This window comes from Candidatus Hydrogenedentota bacterium, assembly GCA_035450225.1.
GTDB lineage: Bacteria > Hydrogenedentota > Hydrogenedentia > Hydrogenedentales > SLHB01 > DSVR01.
Window position 1 is genome coordinate 183,673 of sequence record DAOTMJ010000001.1, and the last position, 21,781, is coordinate 205,453.

The window sequence follows — 21,781 nt, forward strand, 5'->3', positions numbered from 1 at the left end:
AAATGCGAATGCAGGCGGAAATGGAGGAATGGGAGGTTCAGGAGGAGTTGGCGGTGCAGGCGGTCCAGGAGGTTTAGGAGGACTTGGCGGTCAAGCCGGTTATGGCACACCGGGAATGGTCAAAATTCATGGTTCGATCATCAAAGCTTCTAACGCTTCAATACAAGCAGACAATGCAGTTGACCCACAAGCCAATCACAATGGGATATGTTCGCTGATTTCAAATATGTCAACCTCAGTCGTGAATTTATTCCATCCTGCATATTTGAATTTAATTACTCAAGGCACAACGACGAACGATGCCGTGTTGAAACGCGCCAGCGCGTACAACGCCTCGGTGAGCGCGCCGCTGATACCGACGTTGACGGGCGGCCCCGCGACGGCGGGGTATTGCGAAACCAATTATTGGAACAAGACCGAAACCGAAGCCCGCCTTGCGTATACGGGCGGTCCGGAACTGGTCAAATTCGCGTCCGGCGTGGACAGCGTGTTCGCCGGATTCCACCAGATTATGGTTGCAAACACCGGTTCGACGACGGCGACGGGCCTGCGTCTGACGATCCCCGGATACACGCCCATTCTGGTCGGCGGCACGGGCGATTTGGGCGCGGGGCAGGTCTGGACCGTGGTAGTGGACGACTCCGTGCCGTTGGGCGGTATTGCGTTGTCGGATCCGGTCGCGATTACGGGCCAACCGGCGGGCGCCAACCTCTACACGGGCGAATCGCACACGATGCAGGTGCAGATTGCGCACGGAACGGGCACGATTCTGTATCAATGGCGGCGGTACGGGATGGACATCCCAGACGCCACGACCCAATCCTATTCGATTGTCAACGCGCAACTGGCGGACGCGGGCGAATATACCTGTGCGGTGACGGACGACACGCACACCGTGGTAAGCGAGGCGGCGACGGTCCTTGTCGCGGAACCGCTCACGATTGCGGTGCATCCTCAGAGTCAAAACGCCTATGTGGGCGATGTGCTCGTGCTTACCGTGATTCCGCAGGGCGGGCTGGGGACGCTGTCGTACCGATGGTTCAAGAACAACGTCGAAATGTCCGGATGGGTGGGCAATTTCGTGCGATTCGATCCGCTGACCCAGCCGACACCGGAAGGTATGCCCGACTGGTTCAGTTGCATCGTGTCGGATTTGCGTACTGCGCGGCAATCCAACGTGGCGTACGTCAACGTGGGCAATGCAATCACCTTCACCAGCCAGCCTCTCGACGGTTTCCATTATACCGGCGCGTCGCACACCTTCTCCGTGACGGCCATCGGCGGCGGGGGCGGATCGCTTTCCTACCAGTGGATGAAAGACGGCGAACCCATTCCCGATGCGACCGTGGCCTTGTACGAGATGAACAATTTACAACCGGACGATGCCGGCTATTACCTGTGTGTGGTCAGGGACGCATGGGACACGCCCAAGGCGTCGAATCCAGCCGAACTTGGCGTGGGCGATCCGCTCCAAATTACCCAACAACCGCAGGGCAAGGACGCCTATACCGGCCAATCCCACACGCTGTCCGTCGTGGTGGAAAACGGCGTGGGATCCGTCACCTTCCAGTGGCGGAAAAACGGCGGAGACATTTCCGGCGCTACGGACGCCACCTTGACGTTGTCCCCGCTCGCGCCGGGCGATTCCGGCACGTACACCTGCCTCGTGAGGGATCAGATAGATTCGCTTCTGACAGCGGACGCGGTGGTGCGCGTCGCGGATGCCATCCAGATTGTCTCGCATCCCGCCGGCGGCACGCATGCGCCGGGCGCGTCGCATTCCTTTGTCGTGACGGCCACCGGCGGTTACGGTGCGCTGCATTACCAATGGCGGAAGGACGGCGCGGACCTTTTGGACGCGACGACATCCACGCTTGCCCTGACGGATCTCGCTCCGGGGGACACGGGCGCGTATCGGTGCGCGATCAGCGACGATTTTCTCCTGGAGCCCATATTGAGCGATGTCGCGACCTTGTGGGTTGGATCGCCTCTGGGCATCACGCAGCAGCCCCAAAGCGGGCATGTGTATGCGGGCGGATCGTATTCCATGTCCGTGACGGTTTCGGGCGGTTACGGGCCGGTCGCCTACCAATGGATCCATGACGAAGCGGACGTGGCCAACGCCACCACGGCCACGTTGAGTTTTCCGTCGGCGGCCCTTGGCGACGCGGGCATGTATGTATGCCGGGTGACGGATGCGCAGGGCAGCATCGAGTCGTTGCCCGCGACGCTGGAGGTGGCAAATCCACTGGTGATTACCGGACATCCCGAAGGCGCCATCCTGCCCGCCGGCCAGCCTTATACGCTTACGGTCTCCGCGGACGGCGGATTTGCGCCGTTGGGCTACCTATGGTCCCGCAACGGTTCGCCCTTGTCCGGCGCGACGGGGGCCTCCTATGCGATTGCCTCGATGAACCCGCAGCACATCGGCACGTACCGCTGCGCCGTAACGGACGCCAAGGGAACCGGCGTGGAATCGGACGGGGCCTTTGTCGGCATGGAAAACATGCTCACGATCGTGTCGCAGCCGCAAAGCGTTACCCGGCATGAAGGCGAATCCTGCGCGTTTGAAGTCGCCGTCGCGGGCGCCACGGGCACGGTCGAATACCACTGGCTGAAAGACAATCAACCTGCGCCGGGCAACGGCACGGCAAGCCGATATGAGATTGCCTCGGTTACGCCCGCAGACGCCGGCGAGTATGTCTGCGAAGTGTCGGACGAAAGTCCAATGACGCTGACCACCACGCCGGCCACCCTGACCGTCCTCACGGAAACGTTCCCGTTGCCGTTGGCCGGGTTCGCCGGCTTGAGCCTCGCCGCCGCCGCGTGTATCCTTGCGGCGGTACGTAGAATGCGACGGTAAGCGGCGTAAGACGAAACGCGCGGCCGGATTGGCCATGGGACATACGGAATGCAACCGATCCGAGAAACGTGAATCGGAAGAGGGAATTGTTTTTCTCCCGTAAGTCCTTTTCTTATTCTTCGGAGAGGCACGCGTTGGAAACGTCCATCGCAGGCAAGCGCTTCGATCGGCGCCGCTCATCGTCACGGGAGGTATCCATGCCATTGGGATTGGCCGTGCTGTTGTCGGGCGGCGGAACGACGCTGCAAAACATTATTGACCACATCGAACGGGGCGAACTCGACGCCAAGATCCATTGCGTCGTCGCGTCGCGTCGCGATGCCTACGGCCTGGTCCGCGCGCGCAATCACAACATCCCGCATACGGCCATCGTGCGCGGGGATTTCCCCGACGCGGCAGCGTTTCGCGCGGCAACGTGGGCGGAGATCCGGCGCTATCCCGTGGACCTTGTCGCGCTGGCGGGATACATGTGTTTGCTCGATGTTCCGCCGGACTTCGCCAACCGGATTATCAACGTCCATCCGGCGCTGATCCCCGCGTTTTGCGGCAAGGGGATGTACGGCCACCATGTTCATGAGGCCGTCATCGCCTATGGCGCAAAAATTTCCGGCGCGACGGTCCATATCGTGGACACGGAGTACGACCACGGTCCCATCATCATCCAGGAGGCCGTGCCTGTGTTCGACGACGACACGCCCGACTCCCTTGCCGAGCGCGTCCAAGCGAAAGAGCGCGAGATCTACCCGCGCGCCATCCAATGGTTCGCCGAAGGCCGCGTCCGGGTCGAGGGACGCCGCGTGAAGATCGCCTGAAAATCCCTCCTTGTTCTCTTCCGGATTTTTCCGAAAGGCGAATGTCGTCAGGAACGTTTGTTCCGGCGCAACAGCAAGAGTCCGACAACGGCCAGCACAAGGGCCGCCGGATACGCATGGATTGGAATCTGCGGCGGATCGTTCGGATCCATGGGGTCCGATCCGATCTGATATTCCTCGAGATTCGTATATCCGTCGTTGTCCGGATCGCCGCCGGCGCCGTCGTTGCCGGTGTTGTTCAGCGGACTAAGGCCGTACTGGTGTTCCCAGCCGTCGGGCAGGCCGTCGCCGTCCGTATCGGGGTTGCCGGGATCGGTGCCCGTGGTCTGGTATTCGAGGAGATTCGACAACCCGTCGTCGTCTGGATCGCCCGCGGCGCCGTCGTTGCCGGAATTGACCAGCGGATTGAGACCGTTGTCGTGTTCCCATCCATCGGGCAGTCCGTCGCCATCCGTGTCGGGATTGTTGGGATTGGTCCCCAGCGATCCTTCCTCGAAGTCCGTCAGACCGTCGCCGTCGGTGTCGTCGCTCAGGTCCGACGGTTGGAATGAGAACGAGGCGCCCGTCCCTTCGATCGGGAAGGGGACCGAGGCTCCCACGATGTTCTTCAGGTATGGCAATACGCCTTCGGCGAAGTTGCTGGCGCACGAAGCCGGCCAGCCCAGTCCTTTGCTTTCATTCATCCACGGCACATCCTCGGCGCATAGGTGGAGAATGAACCCATAGGCCGGACCATCATATTCCTTGATGTTGGCCGGATTGCCCACTTGCACAAAGGTGAATTTCGGATAGAGCCACAGGTCGAGATTGCATGTGCCGCCCAAGGGATGGTTGCGCGTGATCTGCATGGCGCCGGTAGAAGGTATCCGGGCGGAAATGCTCAAGAATACGTCGAAAAACGATTCAGGCGGGGGCAAGTCTACCTGAATGGGCGCCGTGCTCCTGAGCGAAAGGGCGACGATTTCGATGGGAATCGTGTCCTGTGAACCGGGTAAAGGCAACGTTGCCGGTCCGCCTCGTTGTAGAAGAATGCTGGTTCCGCCCAGATCCTCGTTACATGGTGGACCGCCGGGCAAGGGCTGTCCCTCGAGCAAAACCTGTCCCTCGAAAGGGTCGGATCCGGGCCCGAAGAAATCCGCCGGAATGGGGGGGAGGCCGAAGCCAAAGGTACACGCGGTTCCATCGAGCGCAACCAGGAGATCATGGCCCGCCAACACATCGTTTGTTCCCGGTATCGCGGCAACGTAGGCGGCTTCAAGAGTATGGTGGACATGGTTGCCGGTCATTGTGAAGGGCAGAAGGTTTCCGCGTTCGGCGCCCGGAACGAATTCGGAGCAGCATTCCGGCAGGCGCGCTTCGGGCATCAGTTGCTGCCACGGGACATTCGACGCGCCTAGGACGTCCATCGCGCCGAATTCGGGGCCGAACCGTTCAAAACGATTGGACGGATTGCCGACCTCGGTAAACACGAACAACGGCATCAGCATCACGTTGATCATGCAGTCCCCGCCGTTCCCGTGATTTTTGTTCATCTTCATGCCCCCGGGCGCGGGGATGCCCGGATCGATGGTCATGAACACATCGAAAAACGACTCGGCCATGCCGCCGTTGGACGTCACGCGTATCGGTTCGATGGTCTTCAGGGAAAGCGCCACGATCTCGGTTTGCACCATGTCGGACGACGGCACTGCCGGAAAGGCCGCGACTGAACCGCGCCGGATGATGGTATCCGCTGCGCCAATGTCGCCAGGACATACCACGGATTGCCCCAAGGGAAGGCCATGCAGTACGATCGATCCGGTGAACGGATCGGAACCGGGGCCGAAGAAACCGGATGGCAGGGGGGGCAGGGCGCCTTCGCCGAAGGTCCAGACCATCGGTTCGACCGTGCGCAGCAGATCGTAACCGGACTTGATGGTGGGCGGACTGGCCGCATCGAGAGGATGGGTCAGCAATTGTTGTTCCTTGGAGTTCGTGACGCCGTCACCGTCCGGATCGCCGGATGGCCCGTTGTTGGGATCGATTGATCCGTCGTCCGTGGGATCCAGCCCGTAACTGTATTCCCATGCGTCCCACAGGGTATCGAGATCCGCGTCCCCGCTCATGTCCGGGTTGGGATGATCGCCGATAACGACCGGTTCGCCGCCTTCGCCGCCCTCCTTGGCGCTCTTGCCGCATGGAACCATGAAGGTAATCATCCGCAAATAGACATGCCCGTTGAGATAGGATCCCGCCGTTTCAAAGGGAAAACACCATGAACCACGCGGCTGAATGACCACGGACGGTTCGCCCTTGTCGTTCTTCACCGGATCCACCCGGCTCCAGTCTATGGCATTGATATCCGGATAATTGATGGGCGACGCAAGAACTTTCAATTCCTGCAACTGCATACAGAGCGTATCGTCATCGTTTTCGATGCAAATCATGTGGACGTGGTTGCCGTCACTGCCGCCGAAGCCTTCCTGTGCGCCGCGTCCGCCGCCGCCCGGATCCTGGGAAGACCCGCCGTTGCCACCCGGAAACGGTTGCCCAACCCGCCAGCCGCCGTTTACCCATCCGCCCGGCGTTTGCTGTGGAAGGGGAGCGCCGTCGCTGGTCCATTCAGGCCCCTTGATCTTCAGGCAGTTCTTCTCGTTCATGCACAATTCGACCTCGACCTGCACAGTCGCGCCCGCCGGTACCGTGCCGCCGGATAGATCCGCCGACGCGCCATGATATGGCGCGCCTTGGCCTCCCGGTATACCCCGGTTGTCGTTGGAATCCAATCCCACGTTCACATTGCCGAACGCAGGACAACTGACGCTGGCTCCCACGACATGAACGCTCGGCTGATCGTTTTGATACATGTAGAAGTGCATGTCGTTCGCGTCTCGCCCGGTGTTGTTCGTGACGTTCATCGTCCCGCGGACGGACACGTTCGGCGGTTCGCACGGATCAACCCCGTCCGATCCCGAACCGGCCCCTGCGGGCGTCGAAATCAGGAACAACAACAGAATCGTCGGCAACATCAGCCATGAATACTTCAACGTTTGATAATTTCCACCGCATTTCATCGCCTGTCCCTCCCTGTTGACACCGGCGCTGCGCCCGGAATTGCGCCGGGATCGCCCCGGCAAAACATTCGTTATGCCATACGATATGCCTGCGTTTATTTACTTCCTTCCGGTATGCGGATAAAGCCTCGGCTTCGCCAAGGATGGCCTTCGCGGCACGGGAACGGATCGCCTGTTTTTGGGCATCCTCCGATAAACCATAGCCCAAGGATTCCGGTCGCCGTGATAAACAGAATCTCCCCCTTGAACGTTCGACTTCCACAACGCCACGAGGCCCATGCCCAACCCTCACGCGCTTCCCGCGCCGTGCGAACTGCGCCCCGGCTTATTTGTGCGTCCATGGGCCGGAAGTATTTCCACCCCACCGCACGCACAATCTGCTGGATATAGTTTACCACATTATTCGCTGATTAGCAAGAGAAAAATAAGGAAATTCGTACAATCCTCAAATCGTATTTTTTGGATGGTCTAATTATGCGCCGCGCATAGGACGGCGCTTTGAAGAATGCTCGGTCAGATCGGTCGGATCCGTCTGATCCGTCGGATTATCAACCCTTGATGACGCCGACGGGGCGGATGCGGGCGACGGGACGGCCCAATCCGGCCCGCGCGACAACCGCCACAACCGCGTCAATATCCTTGTAGGCTTCGGGCGATTCCTCGGCGAGCGTCTTCTTGCTACGTGCCATAACGATGATTTCGCGCGATTCGAGTTCGGCAAGCAGGTCGCCGGCGTTTCGTTGTTTGAGTGCGGCGCCGCGGCTCAATATGCGTCCCGCCCCGTGGCAGCAACTGCCGAAACTCTGATCGAGCGCGCCATCCGTGCCTGTGCACACGAACGAACCGGTGCCCATGTCGCCGGGGATCAAGACGGGCTGTCCCACCGAACGGTAGGGCGCGGGGACTTCGCGTCGCGAACCGGGAAAGGCGCGGGTCGCCCCTTTTCGATGAACGCACAGGCGCTTGCGGGTTCCGGCCACTTCATGTTCCTCGAATTTGGCGATGTTGTGGCAGATATCGTAGAGGAGGCGTCCGCCGAGGTCGCGTGGAGACAGCCGCAGCGAATGGCACAGCGATCGGCGGGCCAGTTCCATCATGATTTGCCGGTTGGCCCATGCATAGTTCGCCGCCGCCGCCATCGCGGCAAAATAATGCCGGCCCGGTTCGGATTCGACGGGCGCGCAGCATAGTTGCTTGTCGGGCAGCGCGATGCCGTGGCGTTCGGAAGCGCGCAGCATGATTTGGATGAAATCGTCGCAGACTTGGTAACCCAGCCCACGGCTTCCGCTGTGGATCATCAGCGTGACGCCGCCTTCGGCGAGGCCGTACACCCTCGCCGCCGTTTCATCAAAGATACGCTCGACGACGCCAAGTTCGACGAAATGATTGCCTGAACCGAGTGTTCCGAGTTGGTTGGCGCCCCGTTGGACGGCGCGTTCCGATACCACACCCGCGTCCGCGACAGCCATGCAGCCGCCGTCCTCGGTGGTTTCGAGATCCGATTCCGTGCCGAACCCTTCATTGACGGCCCAGCGGGATCCCGTTTCGAGCACCCGTTTCATCTCCGAGCCGCCCAGCCTTGGGATGGCGCCCTCCGAACCGATGCCGCAGGGGATATCGCGATAAAGGCCGTTGACGGCCTCGCGTAGGCGGGGTTTGATGTCCGCAAACGACAAATGCGTCGTCATGAGGCGGATGCCACAATTGATGTCGTATCCGACACCGCCGGGCGATATGACGCCGCCTTCGTCCGGATCGGTCGCGGCAACGCCGCCAATCGGGAAACCATAGCCCCAATGCGCGTCGGGCAGGGCTATCGCATAACCGGTGATGCCGGGCAGGCACGCCACGTTGGCGATCTGTTCCGCCGCCTTGTCGCGCACAATCGGCACAAGCATCGGCTCGCTCGCGATGATGCGCCCCGCAACGCGCATCGAGCCTGTTCGTGGAATCTCCCAAGTGGTGTCGTTTATCTGTTCGAGTCGTATATCCATCACGGCCTCCATTTTGCATTCTGGGAGGAGCGGCATACAACTTGTCCGCGCATGGGACGGTTTGACATGACCTTGACGCAGTCGCTACGCTAGTCTCGATTTGACCGGCGGATTGTCCGATTCGAGGGGTCGCGTTGGGAAAACGAAGGGTTCGGACATCAATGCCGTATGGGAGGGGTGTTTTTAAGATACATGCCTTCTCATAGAAATACAATATGGTCAGTTATAGTGTGCCCATAGCAGATGGGATCCCATGTGAAGTATCAAATCCGTAAAATATTATTTCACGTCTTGTTGGGCCTGCCGTCTTGTTTGCGGTTTGAGGATCGGGCGGCATGAGTGGATCACTTCCGGCCATTGCGATCCGCCATCCCATCGCAACCGTCATGTTCATCGCGAGCATGATAGCCGTCAGCCTCATCTGCTATCGCCGCGTCCCGGAAGACGAGCGCATGAAGTTCGACTACCGCGACGCGAGTTGTTACATCCCCTATCCCGGCGCGGCTCCGGAAACCGTCGAGCGTGAAGTGACGACGATAGTCGAAGGGGAACTATTAACGATGCCGCACGTCAAGGCGATCCGATCGCGATCAGGCGAAGGCGGCTGCTCGATTTCGGTTCAGTTCGACACGGAGGCCGATATGAGCGATGCGGTGGCGGAGTTTCGCGGGCGCATTGAACGGGCCAAGTTGAAATTGCCGCAGGAGGTGCGCCGGGTGTTCATCCGGCGGCACCGCACGATTGAATGGTCCTGTTTCCGCATCGCCCTGTTTCGGGCGGAGAACGAGGACGAACTGGCGCGGCTGGCGCGATCGCAAATCCGCAACCGCCTGATGCGCATACCGGGCGTGGCCAGTGTCACCGTGTCCGGGCGGCCCAATGAGGAAATCTATGTGGATTTCGATCAGGAGGCCCTCAAGCGCTACAACCTGCCGTTGCATGCCATCATCCCGATTCTTCAGTCCAGCAACATCAATGTGTCGGTTGGACAGGTTCTCAACAGCGAGGTGCGCTGTTACGTGCGCGCACTGGATGAACTCACGAACACCGATCAGTTGGAGAATCTGGTCATCGGACGAAACCTCCGACTCAAGGACATAGCCGCTGTCCGGCGCGAAACAGCGTCCGGCGCCGGCAACTTCACCATAGACGGCAAACACGGCGTGTTCATAGACGTCCGCAAGGCGGCCGAGGCCAGTCTGATTGAAACATGCCGGCGCGTACGTGAGGAAATCGAGCAAATCCGGACCGAGCCGCAATTTCAGGATGTGGAGACCTACGTTTTCGAGGATCGCTCCGCACGGGTTGAACTGGCGATGAACACGCTGGGCAATGCGGCGAAAATCGGCGGGGCGTTCTCGCTGCTGATCGTTTTCCTGTTTATCCGCCGGTTGCGCGCCACGGGGTTGATCGCGCTGAATATTCCCCTTTCGCTCTTGGTCGTATTCATTTATCTGTACGCGCGGGACATGTCCTTCAACATGATTACGATGGCGGGCATGATCACGGTAATCGGCTTGCTGGTGGACAATGCGATCGTGGTGATGGAAAACATCCATCGAAGAAACCGGATCGAGCCCGGCGCGCCGGTGCAGAATGCCATTACCGGGGCCAACGAGGTGGGGGTGGCCATTGCCGCTGCAACGCTTACATCCATCATCGTGTTTCTGCCGGTATATTATCTGGAGGAAGGTGATCTGCAGGCGCACATGAAAGAATTTTCGGTGCCTGTGACCGTGTCCCTGCTGGCCAGCCTCTTTCTGGCGATGACCCTGATGCCGATGGGCATGTTGTTGTTGCGGGACCATCATGACTCCGGGTGGCGCCTGAAAATCCGGGGGCTTTTCCGCCACTTCAGCCGGAAGGCGCCGGATGTCTCCGGCAAGAAGCCGGGCGCGGCGGATCCCGGGCCAGTGCGGGCATACGTGTTCGCGCTCGAATGGGTATTGCGCAACCGCCTGTCCGCCGTCTTTATTCTTCTGTTGATTATTGGGATGACCGCGCTGATTCCGTACCGGCAAGTGGGACTTCGGCTGCAAACACCCTCCGCGGACGACCGCATCGCTTCGATCACGGTGCAATTTGAACAGAGTGTCAATTTCGACATGGCCAAGGATGTATTCGATCGGTTGTACGCAATCATGGACGAACGACGCGACGAACTTCAGATTAAAAACATTTTTATGGATTACAGCGCAATGGGCGGAACAATCCGGGCATACCTGAAACATCCGCCCGATCTGGCGCCGGGGGAACACATTCGCTATTCGACCGAGGAAATCAGGGACATTTTCTGGCGGATTCTCCCGGAGAACGTGCCGGGCGGCCAACTCCGGTTCGGGACCACGCAGCACGCCTCGCGCGACACGCAAACCGTCTCGCTGCTGGCGCTGGGCGACGACACCCAGGTCCTTTCGGATTTGGCCGAACGCTTTTGCGAATTGCTGGCTGCGCAACCCGATGTGCGGGAGGCCCATGTCGAACAGGAACGGCGCGAACAGGAACTCCGGCTTCAGGTGGATACCTCGTTGGCGAATCAGGCGGGCATTACGCCGTTGGCGGTCAGCCGGACCGTTGACGTGGCCTTGCGGGGCATCCAATTGCCGTTCATGAAGGGCAGCGAATACGAAGTGCCCGTACGCGGACAGTTTTCCGAAAACGCCCGGACGATCGAAAATGTAGAAAACATGCTGGTCATGGGCGCCACCGGCAAACTGGCCGCCCTGAACACCATTTCATCCACCTCGAAAGGTACGACACCGCGCGTTCTCGAACGCTATAACGGCAAGAGCGTGGTGCGCATGACGGCGGAGGTGAACAGCCGGGATCTCAACCGTTTCAATGCGAACCTCGTGCGGCTCATCAACTCGTTTGAAATGCCGCGGGGCTATAGCGTGGACAAGGGATATGAGATGACCGAGATGGACAGCATCCTGCGCAATTTCAGCACGACGCTCTTCATGGCGATCGCGCTCATATACATGATCATGGCCGCGCTGTTCGAGTCGTGCTTGCTGCCGATGTCGGTCATCACGACGATTCCCCTGAGTTTCATCGGAATTTACTGGACCATGTATCTGACGGGCACCACAATGGACACGATCAGCCTGGTCGGCACAATCCTCATGTGCGGGATCATCGTCAACAACGCCATCGTTATCGTTCACCGGATAGCCCAACTCGATCGCGGGGGTATGCCGCGCTTCGATGCGGTTGTCCAAGCCGGCCGAGACCGCCTGCGCCCGGTCGTCATGACCGCGCTGACCACCATGGCCGGCGCCCTGCCAATCGCCATCGGCCAAGCGCAGCGAAAAGACATCATGACGGACGTACTGGACAGCCTGGGCCGCACCCTTGTGGGAGGAATGGGATTTGGTACATTGCTGACGCTGCTCGTGGTGCCGCTTTTCTATACGCTGATAGACGATGCCCGGGTTTGGCTGAGTCAATACGCGCAGGGCATGGCTCGGATTTTGCGGTGGCGCATGGCATCCGACGTAACCCATCCGGCGGGCTGAAAACGAATGCGTGATTGGCGTGCATTTGGCGGCGGCGGCCTTCTCATGCTAATCTTGCGCTTCAACGAATGGCTCCCACATCCCCCTGGGGATGCATCCGATGATTGCGAAAGGAACGGAGTTGATGGACATTAGGACATTGTTTTCGCTGGAGGGCAGGGTCGCCGTCATAACAGCCGGCGGCGGGGTGCTTTGCGGTGCGATTGCGCGCGGATTTGCGGCGGCGGGCGCGAAAGTGGCCGTGGCCGACCTGCGTGTGGATGTGGCGCGCAAGGTGGCCGATGACATTGTCGAAGGCGGCGGAACGGCCATGGCCTGCGAACTCGACGCATTCAAAAAAGAATCTATCGAGGCCTGTTGCAACGCAGTCTATGAGAATTTCGGCCAAGCCGACATCCTTGTAAACGGTGTGGGGGGGAATATGAAGGGCGCGACAACCTCGGCGGAGCAGAGTTTTTTCGATTTGCCGTTGGACGCGGTCCAGCGTGTGCTGGATTTGAACCTTGTGGCGGGCGCGATTGCGCCATGTCAAGTCTTTGTCAAGCGGATGAAAGACAATCCGAACGGCGCTTCGATTATCAATATTTCGTCCATGAACGCATACCGTCCGCTGACGCGCATCCCCGGTTACAGCGCCGCAAAAGCCGCCGTCAGCAATTTCACGCAATGGCTCGCGGTCCATCTCGCGCAGGAATACAATCCGAAACTGCGCGTCAACGCCATCGCGCCCGGTTTCTTCTTGACCGATCAGAACCGTTTTCTTGTGACGGATGAGAAAACGGGGGCGTTGACGCCGCGGGGCCAAACGATCGTCAGCCATACGCCGATGGGCCACTTCGGCGATCCGGCGGATTTGGTTGGTGTCGCCATTTGGCTGGCCTCGGACGCCTCGCAATTCGTTACGGGAATCGTGGTGCCGGTTGACGGTGGTTTTTCGGCTTTTTCTGGAGTATGAGCAAGAGGCAACAAGCAACAGGTTCAAGACCTCGGGATTTTAGGGAATTGTCGCCTTGGACCTCGAATACGGAAGGGATTCAATGATGTTCGACGTATCGGTACTAACCAATCATAAACCCACGAAAGATTTTTTCATTGCCATCGATTCAGACGGGTGCGCCTTTGACACGATGGAAATCAAGCACAAGGAATGTTTCATTCCGAATATCATCAATCACTGGGATTTGCAGGCCGTTTCGAAGTATGCGCGCGCGGCGGCGGAGTTCGTGAACCTCTACTCAAAATGGCGCGGTATCAACCGTTTTCCAGCCTTGACGATGGTCTTCGATCTGCTGGGGGAGTGGGACAAGGTGCGGGATCGCGGCGTCGAAATGCCCAACGTGCCGAACCTGCGCCGATGGATTGAAACCGAGTCGAAATTGGGCAATCCCGCGTTGCAGGCCTATTGCGACAGCCACGATGAACCCGACATGCACCGCGCGTTGAAATGGAGCAAAGCGGTTAATGCCAGCGTGGCGGAAATCGTCCGTGGCGTGCCGCCGTTCCCGCATGTGCGCGAATCGCTGGAAAAAGGACGCGAAGTGGCCGATATCCTTGTTTGTTCGGCGACGCCCGGCGAGGCGCTGGTGCGCGAATGGGCCGAGCATGGGGTGGATGGGTATCCCTTTGCCATTGCGGGACAGGAACTCGGCAAGAAGAGCGAACATATTGCCATGGCGGCCGGCGGTAAGTACGATCCGTCGCACATGCTAATGATCGGCGATGCCGAGGGCGACCTCAAGGCCGCCAAGGCCAACGGCGCCTTGTTCTTTCCCATCAATCCCGGGAACGAGGAAGAGTCTTGGAGGCGTTTCCGCGAGGAAGCGATGGATAAATTTATCTCGGGCGCCTATGCGGGAACTTATGAAGCCGCCCTCATCGCTGAATTCAAAACCTATCTTCCGGAAACGCCCCCATGGAAAAAGTAGTTGCGCGTCCGGGTGTGCCTAATCAAGCCGGCCCCACGCTTGGGTTGCGGGCACGTCCTGGGGATGCGCCGGGATACGGCTGGATGCGGGTTTACTTGTTTCTGCAGAGGCGCACACCGGTGTTTGAATAGACGTAATCGGGTCGGTTCCATGTGCGGAACGCCGACCGGCAGAATCCCACGGCGCTGCGGAAACTGCCTCCGCGGCGGACTCGAAACGTGCCGGTTTCAGGGCCTTGCGGGTCGAATTCGGGACTGACGCTGTAATAGGTTTTTCCGTACCAGTCGGCGCACCATTCCGTCACATTGCCGTGCATGTCGTAAAGGCCCCATGGATTGGGCTTTTTTCGGGCGACGGGATGGGTCGTGTAGTCGGTCAGATTGAAGCCCCACTCGTATTCGCTAAACGCGCTTGAACTGTCGCCGAAATAAAACTCGGTCGTTGTGCCGGCCCGGCAGGCATACTCCCGTTCGGCCTCGGTCGGTAGACGGAATACGCCTTCGCCCGAAGCATTCAGGCGCTCGATGAAGAGTTGGCATTCATCCCATGAGATACTTTCAACCGGATGATTGTCGCCCGCGAATTCCGACGGGTTGTATCCCATCCATGTCGTCCATTCGGCCTGCGTTACTTCGTGGGCGCCCATCCAAAAGCCCTTGGTGATGGTGACCCTGTGCAGCGGCTGTTCGGACGAATAATAGTACTCGCGGTCACCGTAAATCGCGGATAGTTCCGCGGCCGTTTTGGCGCTTCCCATGTCGAAACGGCCGGCCGGTATCCAGACAAAGGGCATGCCGGCAAACGTCCGGACGGTTCCCGGAGGCGGTTCTTCCGCGACTTCGGTGCATATCGCATGAAATGAGTAAAGGGACAACGAATTATTGGTTGGGGGAAACCCGGCGCTTGTCGCATCGCCCAATCCAAACGCCACATGCCATGGCATGCCGGGATCGAGATCTTTCGCCGAAAAGGGCTGACCGGTGGGATTCGCCTCGTGATAAAGTTCCGCCCTTTTCGTTTCGGCGTCAATCCGAATGGACCACGCGGACGGAGCCATGTCTTGTGTCATGTCGCCCAAACAGTCATTGTTGGAATCGGAAGACCACAGCGTGACCGCTTTTGTGCTGTCGTTGCACCATAAGAACCAGTTGTTGTTGTCTTGGGGAATATAGCTATCCACAATCTGGATGGCGAACAGGTCCACGTGGTAATCGTTGATCTGCGCGCTCCAGACAAAGCGGATAACGTGGTTGTTCCCGTCGTTGAAATCATGCGCGGTTTGCACAAAAGCGTTCGCGCCATAGGAATTGGCCGACATCGGCCCCTGAATCCCGACTCGGAGATAGCCATCCGCATCCATCACTTCCTGATGCGACCATGAGTATCCGCCACTGCCTATGCCGCCTATGCCAAACGCCCATCCGCCGATTATCCATTTTTCGGGATCAATGATGCCATCTTCGAAATCATCGGCCAAGCATTCCCCTTCTCCCTCACCTTCCCCTTCTCCTTCTCCTTCTCCTTCGCCCTCACCTTCCCCTTCGCTCGCCTCCACATGGATCAGGTTGCGGGAAACGGTGGAACCGAATCCGGAGGCGGCGTAGATCCGCAGCGAAACGGTATAGTCACCCGGTTGCGTGTAGACATGGACAGGCGCCACGTCGTGGCTTGTCGCGCCGTCGCCGAAATCCCAGACGCGCGTGGCCAACGGCGCAAAGGGCTCGGTCTGGCGAAATTGCACGCTTAGCGGCGCGAGGCCGGAGCGGGGAGAAGCGGTAAAGGAGACACGCAGGAATGGGCATCCCGGCAATGTCAGCAGAAGAAGCGTGAAGGAAGCCAAGATTTGAAAACGCGGGTTACGCATGAAATCAACAACCTCCTGGATATACAAAAGGCCGCCAAACTTTACCCGTCTGGCGGCCTTGCATTACATCCTATCGCACGCCGCGTCTTCTGTTACGCGGCGCGCTCGACATGGCTTAGAGTTCCGGCCACGCGAACGTGAACGTGGTCGGGACATCGTACGGAAGGGTGTAGCGATACAGTTCCCAATACGGACCCGGGAAGAACCAGTTCTTGTCAATCAGGTTGATGTCGAATATGCCAAGTTGGTAGACCAAGCCGCCATTGATGCCGGCGCCCAATACAAACGTAAACGGGGACGGCACAAAGTTGGCATCGGCAGCCAGATAAGGCTGGACATAGCCCGTCAGGTCGCTGGCGCCGTAGAGATTCAAGCCGGCCTTGACCTTGCAGTACACGTCCACGCCCGCACTCGACGAGAAACTGACCACGATCGGATGGGCATTGGTTTCGGGCGCGCCAAACGACGACAGATTCGTCCATTTCTTGGCTTCTAGCTGGGCGCCCAACTTGATATGGGTCGTCGTGTCGAAACCGCTCTCCACGGAAGCCGTGCCCGTCAAACGGCCGGCAATGCCGAACGGAATGCTCAGCGAGGCCGTGCCGACGACCGGCACCGGGCCGATGTAGAAGACGAACGGCTTGGTAATCGGCGGGATCACATTGGTTTCCCACGAAATCTCGTCGTCGAGTTGCCCGGTCGCCTGCACGCGAAGATTCAGATCAAGCGCAACGTCGCCCTCGGTGAGCGCTTTGAGGCTGGACAACTGATTGTTGTTGAAAACCGCATTCAACGTCAGTGTCGGACGAATGGTCAACGAACCACTGCTGATACTGACCGTGACACCGTCTTTGCTGTACAAGACGATCCCGCTGAGATCGATCGTCATGTCGCTCGCCTTGGACAGCGGCACGCCGCTTTTCACGAAATCGTCGTGTGTAAATTCGACCTTGGCATCCAGCGTGCCGGCCGCAACGGCTTCCGCAAGCGAAACAAACTCGGTGTCGGCCGTCACTTTACCGCTGCGTTGGTTGATAGCCACCACGCGGCGCAGGAATCCTCCGCCTCCCGTGCCCACGATGATGTCGCCCACTTCAAATGGCGCCTTCACATTGCCCGTAAAGAAAGACACACAATCGTCCCATAGGCTTTCAAGCGAAAGCGTGGGGAAGTTGTCGAGGACGATGACTTCCTTTGACGGGCAGCCTGTCAGCGAAAGCGAACAGACAACTACGGCGACGCTCAACACGAGTTTCAACCACACTGACTTTGACATGTTTCCTCCTCCAAAACTGTTTACACACTCCAATACTTCTTGTTTTGCTTTTAGCACGTTTCCGCTTGGATGTCAAGAAGTTTTTTACATCTTGCGCGATAATTGGTATAACCATTTTTTGCATTTTTGGTTGATTAAAAAAGTGACTCGCCGCCGCACCACCAGCCAGCATTCCCGAAACTTCTCCCATCCATTGAACCGATGATTTTTATTTGATTTCGCGCCGCGTGTTGCAGGTTTTCATAGGCTTATGCTATTCTGGCATTTGAGGAACAAAAAGCATCGGGTTCTGTCTTTTCATGTGCTTGTAAATGTTTTGTTTTTGCCGGTTTATGTATTGTGGAACGGTCGTTTGAATAGAATTTGGATGGAGAATTACATGAAACTTGCAGAGATGAGCGCCGGGCAGTTGAAGAGTCTGCTTGCGATGGAACAGACCTCTTGCCGGGAAATAATGACGGCGGTGTTGGACGAAATTGACCGCCGCGAACCGGACGTTCAGGCGTATATCACCATTCGCGACCGGAACGAATTGTTGGCCGAAGCGGAGGCGGTGGATGTTCGCCGAAAACGCGGCGAGCCGGTAGGCCCGCTGGCCGGGCTGCCGATCGGCGTCAAGGATTGCCTTTGCACGGAAGGTCTGGCGACGACATGCGCATCGCGCATTCTCGAACATTTCGAGCCGCCGTACGACGCGACGGTCGTGCGCAAAATCCGCGAGGCGGACGGGATCATCGTCGGCAAGACGAACATGGACGAGTTCGCGATGGGTTCGAGCACAGAGAATTCCGCGTACAAGGTCACGCACAATCCGCATGATCTCGAACGCGTGCCGGGGGGGACGAGCGGCGGTTCGGCTGCGGCGGTCGCGGCGCACGAGTGCGTCATGGCGCTGGGCACCGACACGGGCGGATCGGTCCGGCAGCCGGGATCGTTCTGCGGCGTGGTGGGCATGAAGCCGACCTATGGCCGCGTGTCGCGCTACGGGCTGGTCGCCTACGGTTCCTCGCTCGACCAGGTCGGCGTGCTCACGAAGAACATCCACGACGCGGCCCTGTTGATGTCGGTTATCGCGGGGCACGATCCGAAGGATTCGACGAGTCTGCCCGTGGACGTGCCGGACTACCTTGCGGCAACCGCCGACGGGACGAAGTGCCGCATCGGCGTACCGCATGAATATTTCGCCGAGGGGTTGGATGCGGAGGTTCGCGCACGCGTCGAGAACGCTATCGAGTCGCTTCGACAAGACGGTTATGAAGTCGTTCCGATCCACCTGCCTCACACCGAATATGCCGTACCGACGTATTACATCATCGCCTGTGCCGAAGCCAGCGCGAATCTCGCCCGATACGATGGCGTGCGCTATGGCTACCGCGCGGACGGGTGCAAAGATGTAAAAGAGATGTACCATCTCTCGCGCACGAAAGGGTTCGGCGCGGAAGTCAGCCGCCGCATCATGCTCGGCACCTACGTGCTGAGCGCGGGGTATTACGACGCCTATTACCTCAAGGCGCAGAAAGTCCGCACGTTGCTCCGCCGCGATTTCGAGAAGGCATTCGAGACGTGCGACATCATCATGCACCCGGAGGCGCCAACGCCGGCATTCAAAATCGGCGAACACACCGACGACCCGCTCGCGATGTATCTCGGCGACATCTACAGCGTCATCGCGAACCTCGTGGGTATCCCGGCCGTCAGCGTTCCGTGCGGCTGGACGAAGAACGGCCTGCCCATCGGCGTCCAACTTGCCGCCAAGCCGCTCGCCGAACCGACGATCTTTGCCGCCGCCCAGCGCCTCGAAACCCTCATGCACGAATCCGGCGCGTGGCGTCTTGCCTGTTGCGCATAGGCCGGCGTCATGGCGCGAAACCGGGTATTGGTCTTCTGCACCGGCGGAACGATAGGGATGATACCGAAGGATCCGCGCGATCCAAACAGTCCGCTCGTTGCCGCGCCCTGGGAAAAGTTATGCGAAATGCTGCCCGCACTGGAACGCTTGCCGTTCGCCGTGGATTATGCAGCGCTGCGCCTGATTGATTCCTCCGACATGGATCCGGATTATTGGATCGAATTGGCCCAACGGATTGAGATCGCCTATCGCAAATACGACGGCTTCGTCGTTCTGCATGGCACCGACACGATGGCGTATACGGCATCCGCATTGTCGTTCATGCTTGAGAACTTGGGAAAAGCGATCGTGCTGTGCGGCGCCCGCCATCCCCTCCGCACGCCGGGCGGCGATGCCGAGCGCAACTTCTTGGCCGCCTTGCGCGTGGCGGCATGGCAACCCCACATTCCCGAAGTCTGTATCGTGGCCGGCGAGACGCTCGTGCGTGGCAACCGCGCGCGCAAGGCATTTTCCACCTCGGTCTTCACCTCGCCGCGCTTCCCCGTGCTTGGGCGGATCGTTCCTCTCCTGAGAATTGACGAGGAGAGCATTCGTCCGGCGCCGCGCGGACGCCTGAAGGTCCACAGCCGGATCGAACGAAACGTATTGATGATACACCTGCATCCGGGGATCACTCCCGCATTCCTGCGACACGCATTGCGGGCGAAAGGCCTGCGCGGCGTGGCGCTGCTCACGTTCGGCGCGGGCAACGCCCCGACCCACCCGGGCATCCGGCGCGCCCTTGCCGAGGCGGTCGCCAAGGGAATCGCCATCGTCAATGTGACGCAATGCTACGGCGGACGCGTGGACATGGGCCTCTACGACACCGGCGCGCAACTCCGCGAAGTGGGCCTTGTCCACGGCGGCGACATGACCCCTGAAGCCGCCATCACCAAGTTGCAAGTCGTGCTCGGCATGACGTCGGACATGGACGAGATACGCCGGCTCATGCAAACGGACTGTGCCGGTGAAAGAACGCGGAATATTTAGCGTGGCCCATGGGACTTGTCCTGAAAAAGCAATGAAATCAGGCAGGACAGACAAAAATGTTCCGCTATTTTCGGCGTGCGGATGAACGTCCGGCAGAAGCGGCTCGCCGGTTTTCTTGAAACGACTCTCCCGACAGGCGAAAATACCGGTCGTTGTTCTTTATCGGGACCGGCTGCGCCCTTAGGAGTTTGGACCGGTTTTGATGGATTACTTGACCCACGGAAAGCGAGGATTCACATGGGCAATCATGAAGCGCGGGGATGTTTTCGCGCCGGCCTGAAATGGGCGTTGTGCGTTGCTGCGGCGGTCGTGTTGTTGTTGGCCGTGATTCTGGGCGTCGTCTTTCGAACGGCGCTGTACGAACGCTATTACCTGTTCCCGAAGCAAGCCAAGGCATGGGCGCAATTGCGCGCCGAACGCGCCGAACCGCCGCTGGACGACGGCTGGAGCGAATATCGCGGATGCCTACATGCCCATTCGGAATTGTCACATGATTCGGCCATCCCCTTTCCGGACATCGTCAAGGCACTGAAAAAAGCCCATGTGGATTTCATCTGCATGACGGATCATTACGACGAGGGAAAGGCGGATTATTCGCTGGGATGGAATGGCCTGCATGACGGCATTTTGTTCATTCGCGGGTATGAACTTGACCATGGCCTGATGCCGTGGGGCATTCCGGAGGGAACGGTTTTTCTGGAGTCGGACGAACCGCGTGCGCTTGCCAAGCGGATTCGGGAACTGGGCGCGGTCCTGTTTTTTTCGCATTGCGAAAAAGAGCGTATGTGGGATTTGCCGGAACTCGAAGGCATGGAAATCTACAATATTCATCCGGATTTTACTGATGAAAACCTTGCCGAACTGGCGCCCCGGATTTTGTTGTGTTTGCGGGCGTATCCGGACCAGGCCATGCGCATTATCTTCGACCGGCCCGCGGAATTCCTCGCCCGCTGGGACGATCTGAACAAGACACGGCATATCACGGGCATCGGTGCGAACGATTCGCACCAGAACGTCGGTATCCGCGGATTTTACACGGCGAAAAACACCCTTGTGATCAAGGGCACCGGTGAAAAACACGAGATCATCGGCGAATATCCACTCAATTTTTTCACGAAACTTGCGCTGCGGGCCTTTTTCGGCCCTCTCGAACCCGGACGTGAAATCCTGCGATTCGAATTGGATCCCTATGAACGATCCAGCCGTTATGTGAACACCCATGTCCTTGCACGAAACTGTACCGAAAAGGACATCCTCGATTCCCTGCGGGCCGGACGGGCCTTCGTGGCCTTCAACATGCTTGCCGACGCAAAGGGGTTCGTCTGTTTTATCGAAGGCCGTTCGGGCAAGGCCGTGATGGGGGAAAGCATCGCGATGGAACCCGATTTGAAACTCAAGGCCGCCGCGCCAAACCGGTGCCGGTTCACCGTCGTCAAGGACGGCGTGAAGGCCGCGCAATCGGAGGGAGCGGTGCTCGTTTACGACGTCACCGGCCCGGGCAAATACCGTGTCGAGGCCGAATTGAATATCGTAGGCGAATGGACGCCCTGGATCTATGCCAATCCCGTCGAAGTGCTTCCAGCCCCGGGCGTGTAACG

12 protein-coding genes are annotated in these 21,781 nt (G+C 59.0%); 8 read left to right on the top strand and 4 right to left on the bottom strand.

Features of this window, described 5'->3' with window-relative positions:
* Positions 1-304 precede the first annotated feature (304 nt).
* Both P5540_00745 and purN read left to right on the top strand, forming a co-directional pair.
* A complete protein-coding gene (locus P5540_00745) occupies positions 305-2,863 on the top strand; it encodes an immunoglobulin domain-containing protein (protein ID HRT63325.1) in 2,559 nt (852 codons plus the stop codon).
* 197 nt (positions 2,864-3,060) lie between these two features.
* Positions 3,061-3,675 (top strand): phosphoribosylglycinamide formyltransferase, encoded by a 615-nt coding sequence (purN, locus tag P5540_00750; protein ID HRT63326.1) that lies wholly within the window; start codon positions 3,061-3,063, stop codon positions 3,673-3,675.
* A 47-nt stretch (positions 3,676-3,722) separates the two neighbouring features.
* Here purN and P5540_00755 read toward each other — a convergent pair whose 3' ends face one another.
* Entirely contained in the window at positions 3,723-6,728 is a 3,006-nt protein-coding gene (locus P5540_00755) for a hypothetical protein (protein ID HRT63327.1), read from the bottom strand.
* A 548-nt stretch (positions 6,729-7,276) separates the two neighbouring features.
* Positions 7,277-8,722 (bottom strand): RtcB family protein, encoded by a 1,446-nt coding sequence (locus tag P5540_00760; GenBank protein HRT63328.1) that lies wholly within the window; start codon positions 8,720-8,722, stop codon positions 7,277-7,279.
* A 335-nt stretch (positions 8,723-9,057) separates the two neighbouring features.
* On the opposite strand from P5540_00760, the gene P5540_00765 reads away from it, so the two are divergent.
* The 3 genes from P5540_00765 to P5540_00775 all read left to right on the top strand — a co-directional run bounded on the left by P5540_00765 (position 9,058) and on the right by P5540_00775 (position 14,165).
* On the top strand, positions 9,058-12,240 hold the full coding sequence (locus P5540_00765) for an efflux RND transporter permease subunit (GenBank protein ID HRT63329.1): 3,183 nt from the start codon (positions 9,058-9,060) through the stop codon (positions 12,238-12,240).
* A 124-nt stretch (positions 12,241-12,364) separates the two neighbouring features.
* Positions 12,365-13,195, top strand: a complete 831-nt coding sequence (locus P5540_00770; protein ID HRT63330.1) for an SDR family oxidoreductase — start codon at positions 12,365-12,367, stop codon at positions 13,193-13,195.
* 82 nt (positions 13,196-13,277) lie between these two features.
* Positions 13,278-14,165 carry an HAD family hydrolase gene (locus tag P5540_00775; protein ID HRT63331.1) on the top strand — a complete coding sequence of 296 codons (888 nt, stop codon included), beginning with the start codon at positions 13,278-13,280 and terminating at the stop codon, positions 14,163-14,165.
* Positions 14,166-14,256: 91 nt separating this feature from the next.
* On the opposite strand, the gene P5540_00780 is transcribed toward P5540_00775, so the two are convergent.
* Together P5540_00780 and P5540_00785 are read right to left on the bottom strand one after the other, a co-directional pair.
* Positions 14,257-16,029: an SUMF1/EgtB/PvdO family nonheme iron enzyme gene (locus tag P5540_00780; protein HRT63332.1), complete on the bottom strand. Its 1,773-nt coding sequence runs from the start codon at positions 16,027-16,029 to the stop codon at positions 14,257-14,259.
* Positions 16,030-16,144: 115 nt separating this feature from the next.
* Positions 16,145-17,305, bottom strand: coding sequence for a hypothetical protein (locus P5540_00785; protein ID HRT63333.1), 1,161 nt, complete (start codon positions 17,303-17,305; stop codon positions 16,145-16,147).
* Positions 17,306-17,684: 379 nt separating this feature from the next.
* On the opposite strand from P5540_00785, the gene gatA reads away from it, so the two are divergent.
* The 3 genes from gatA to P5540_00800 all read left to right on the top strand — a co-directional run bounded on the left by gatA (position 17,685) and on the right by P5540_00800 (position 21,779).
* The gene (gene gatA, locus P5540_00790; protein HRT63334.1) at positions 17,685-19,154 is read left to right on the top strand and encodes an Asp-tRNA(Asn)/Glu-tRNA(Gln) amidotransferase subunit GatA; all 1,470 of its coding nucleotides are present in this window, start codon (positions 17,685-17,687) and stop codon (positions 19,152-19,154) included.
* Positions 19,155-19,163: 9 nt separating this feature from the next.
* Positions 19,164-20,183: an asparaginase gene (locus P5540_00795; protein HRT63335.1), complete on the top strand. Its 1,020-nt coding sequence runs from the start codon at positions 19,164-19,166 to the stop codon at positions 20,181-20,183.
* Between the two features lie 237 nt (positions 20,184-20,420).
* The gene (locus P5540_00800) at positions 20,421-21,779 is read left to right on the top strand and encodes a PHP domain-containing protein (protein ID HRT63336.1); all 1,359 of its coding nucleotides are present in this window, start codon (positions 20,421-20,423) and stop codon (positions 21,777-21,779) included.
* The last annotated feature ends 2 nt before the right edge of the window (positions 21,780-21,781 follow it).

What these genes read in the sequence shown, in the direction of transcription:
- P5540_00760 (HRT63328.1), bottom strand. Translation starts at nt 8,722, where the DNA reads ATGGATATACGACTCGAACAGATAAACGACACCACTTGGGAGATTCCA.
- P5540_00770 (HRT63330.1), top strand. Translation starts at nt 12,365, where the DNA reads ATGGACATTAGGACATTGTTTTCGCTGGAGGGCAGGGTCGCCGTCATA.
- P5540_00800 (HRT63336.1), top strand. Translation starts at nt 20,421, where the DNA reads ATGGGCAATCATGAAGCGCGGGGATGTTTTCGCGCCGGCCTGAAATGG.
- P5540_00755 (HRT63327.1), bottom strand. Translation starts at nt 6,728, where the DNA reads ATGAAATGCGGTGGAAATTATCAAACGTTGAAGTATTCATGGCTGATG.
- P5540_00795 (HRT63335.1), top strand. Translation starts at nt 19,164, where the DNA reads ATGGCGCGAAACCGGGTATTGGTCTTCTGCACCGGCGGAACGATAGGG.
- gatA (HRT63334.1), top strand. Translation starts at nt 17,685, where the DNA reads ATGAAACTTGCAGAGATGAGCGCCGGGCAGTTGAAGAGTCTGCTTGCG.
- P5540_00785 (HRT63333.1), bottom strand. Translation starts at nt 17,305, where the DNA reads ATGTCAAAGTCAGTGTGGTTGAAACTCGTGTTGAGCGTCGCCGTAGTT.
- P5540_00780 (HRT63332.1), bottom strand. Translation starts at nt 16,029, where the DNA reads ATGCGTAACCCGCGTTTTCAAATCTTGGCTTCCTTCACGCTTCTTCTG.
- P5540_00765 (HRT63329.1), top strand. Translation starts at nt 9,058, where the DNA reads ATGAGTGGATCACTTCCGGCCATTGCGATCCGCCATCCCATCGCAACC.
- P5540_00775 (HRT63331.1), top strand. Translation starts at nt 13,278, where the DNA reads ATGATGTTCGACGTATCGGTACTAACCAATCATAAACCCACGAAAGAT.
- purN (HRT63326.1), top strand. Translation starts at nt 3,061, where the DNA reads ATGCCATTGGGATTGGCCGTGCTGTTGTCGGGCGGCGGAACGACGCTG.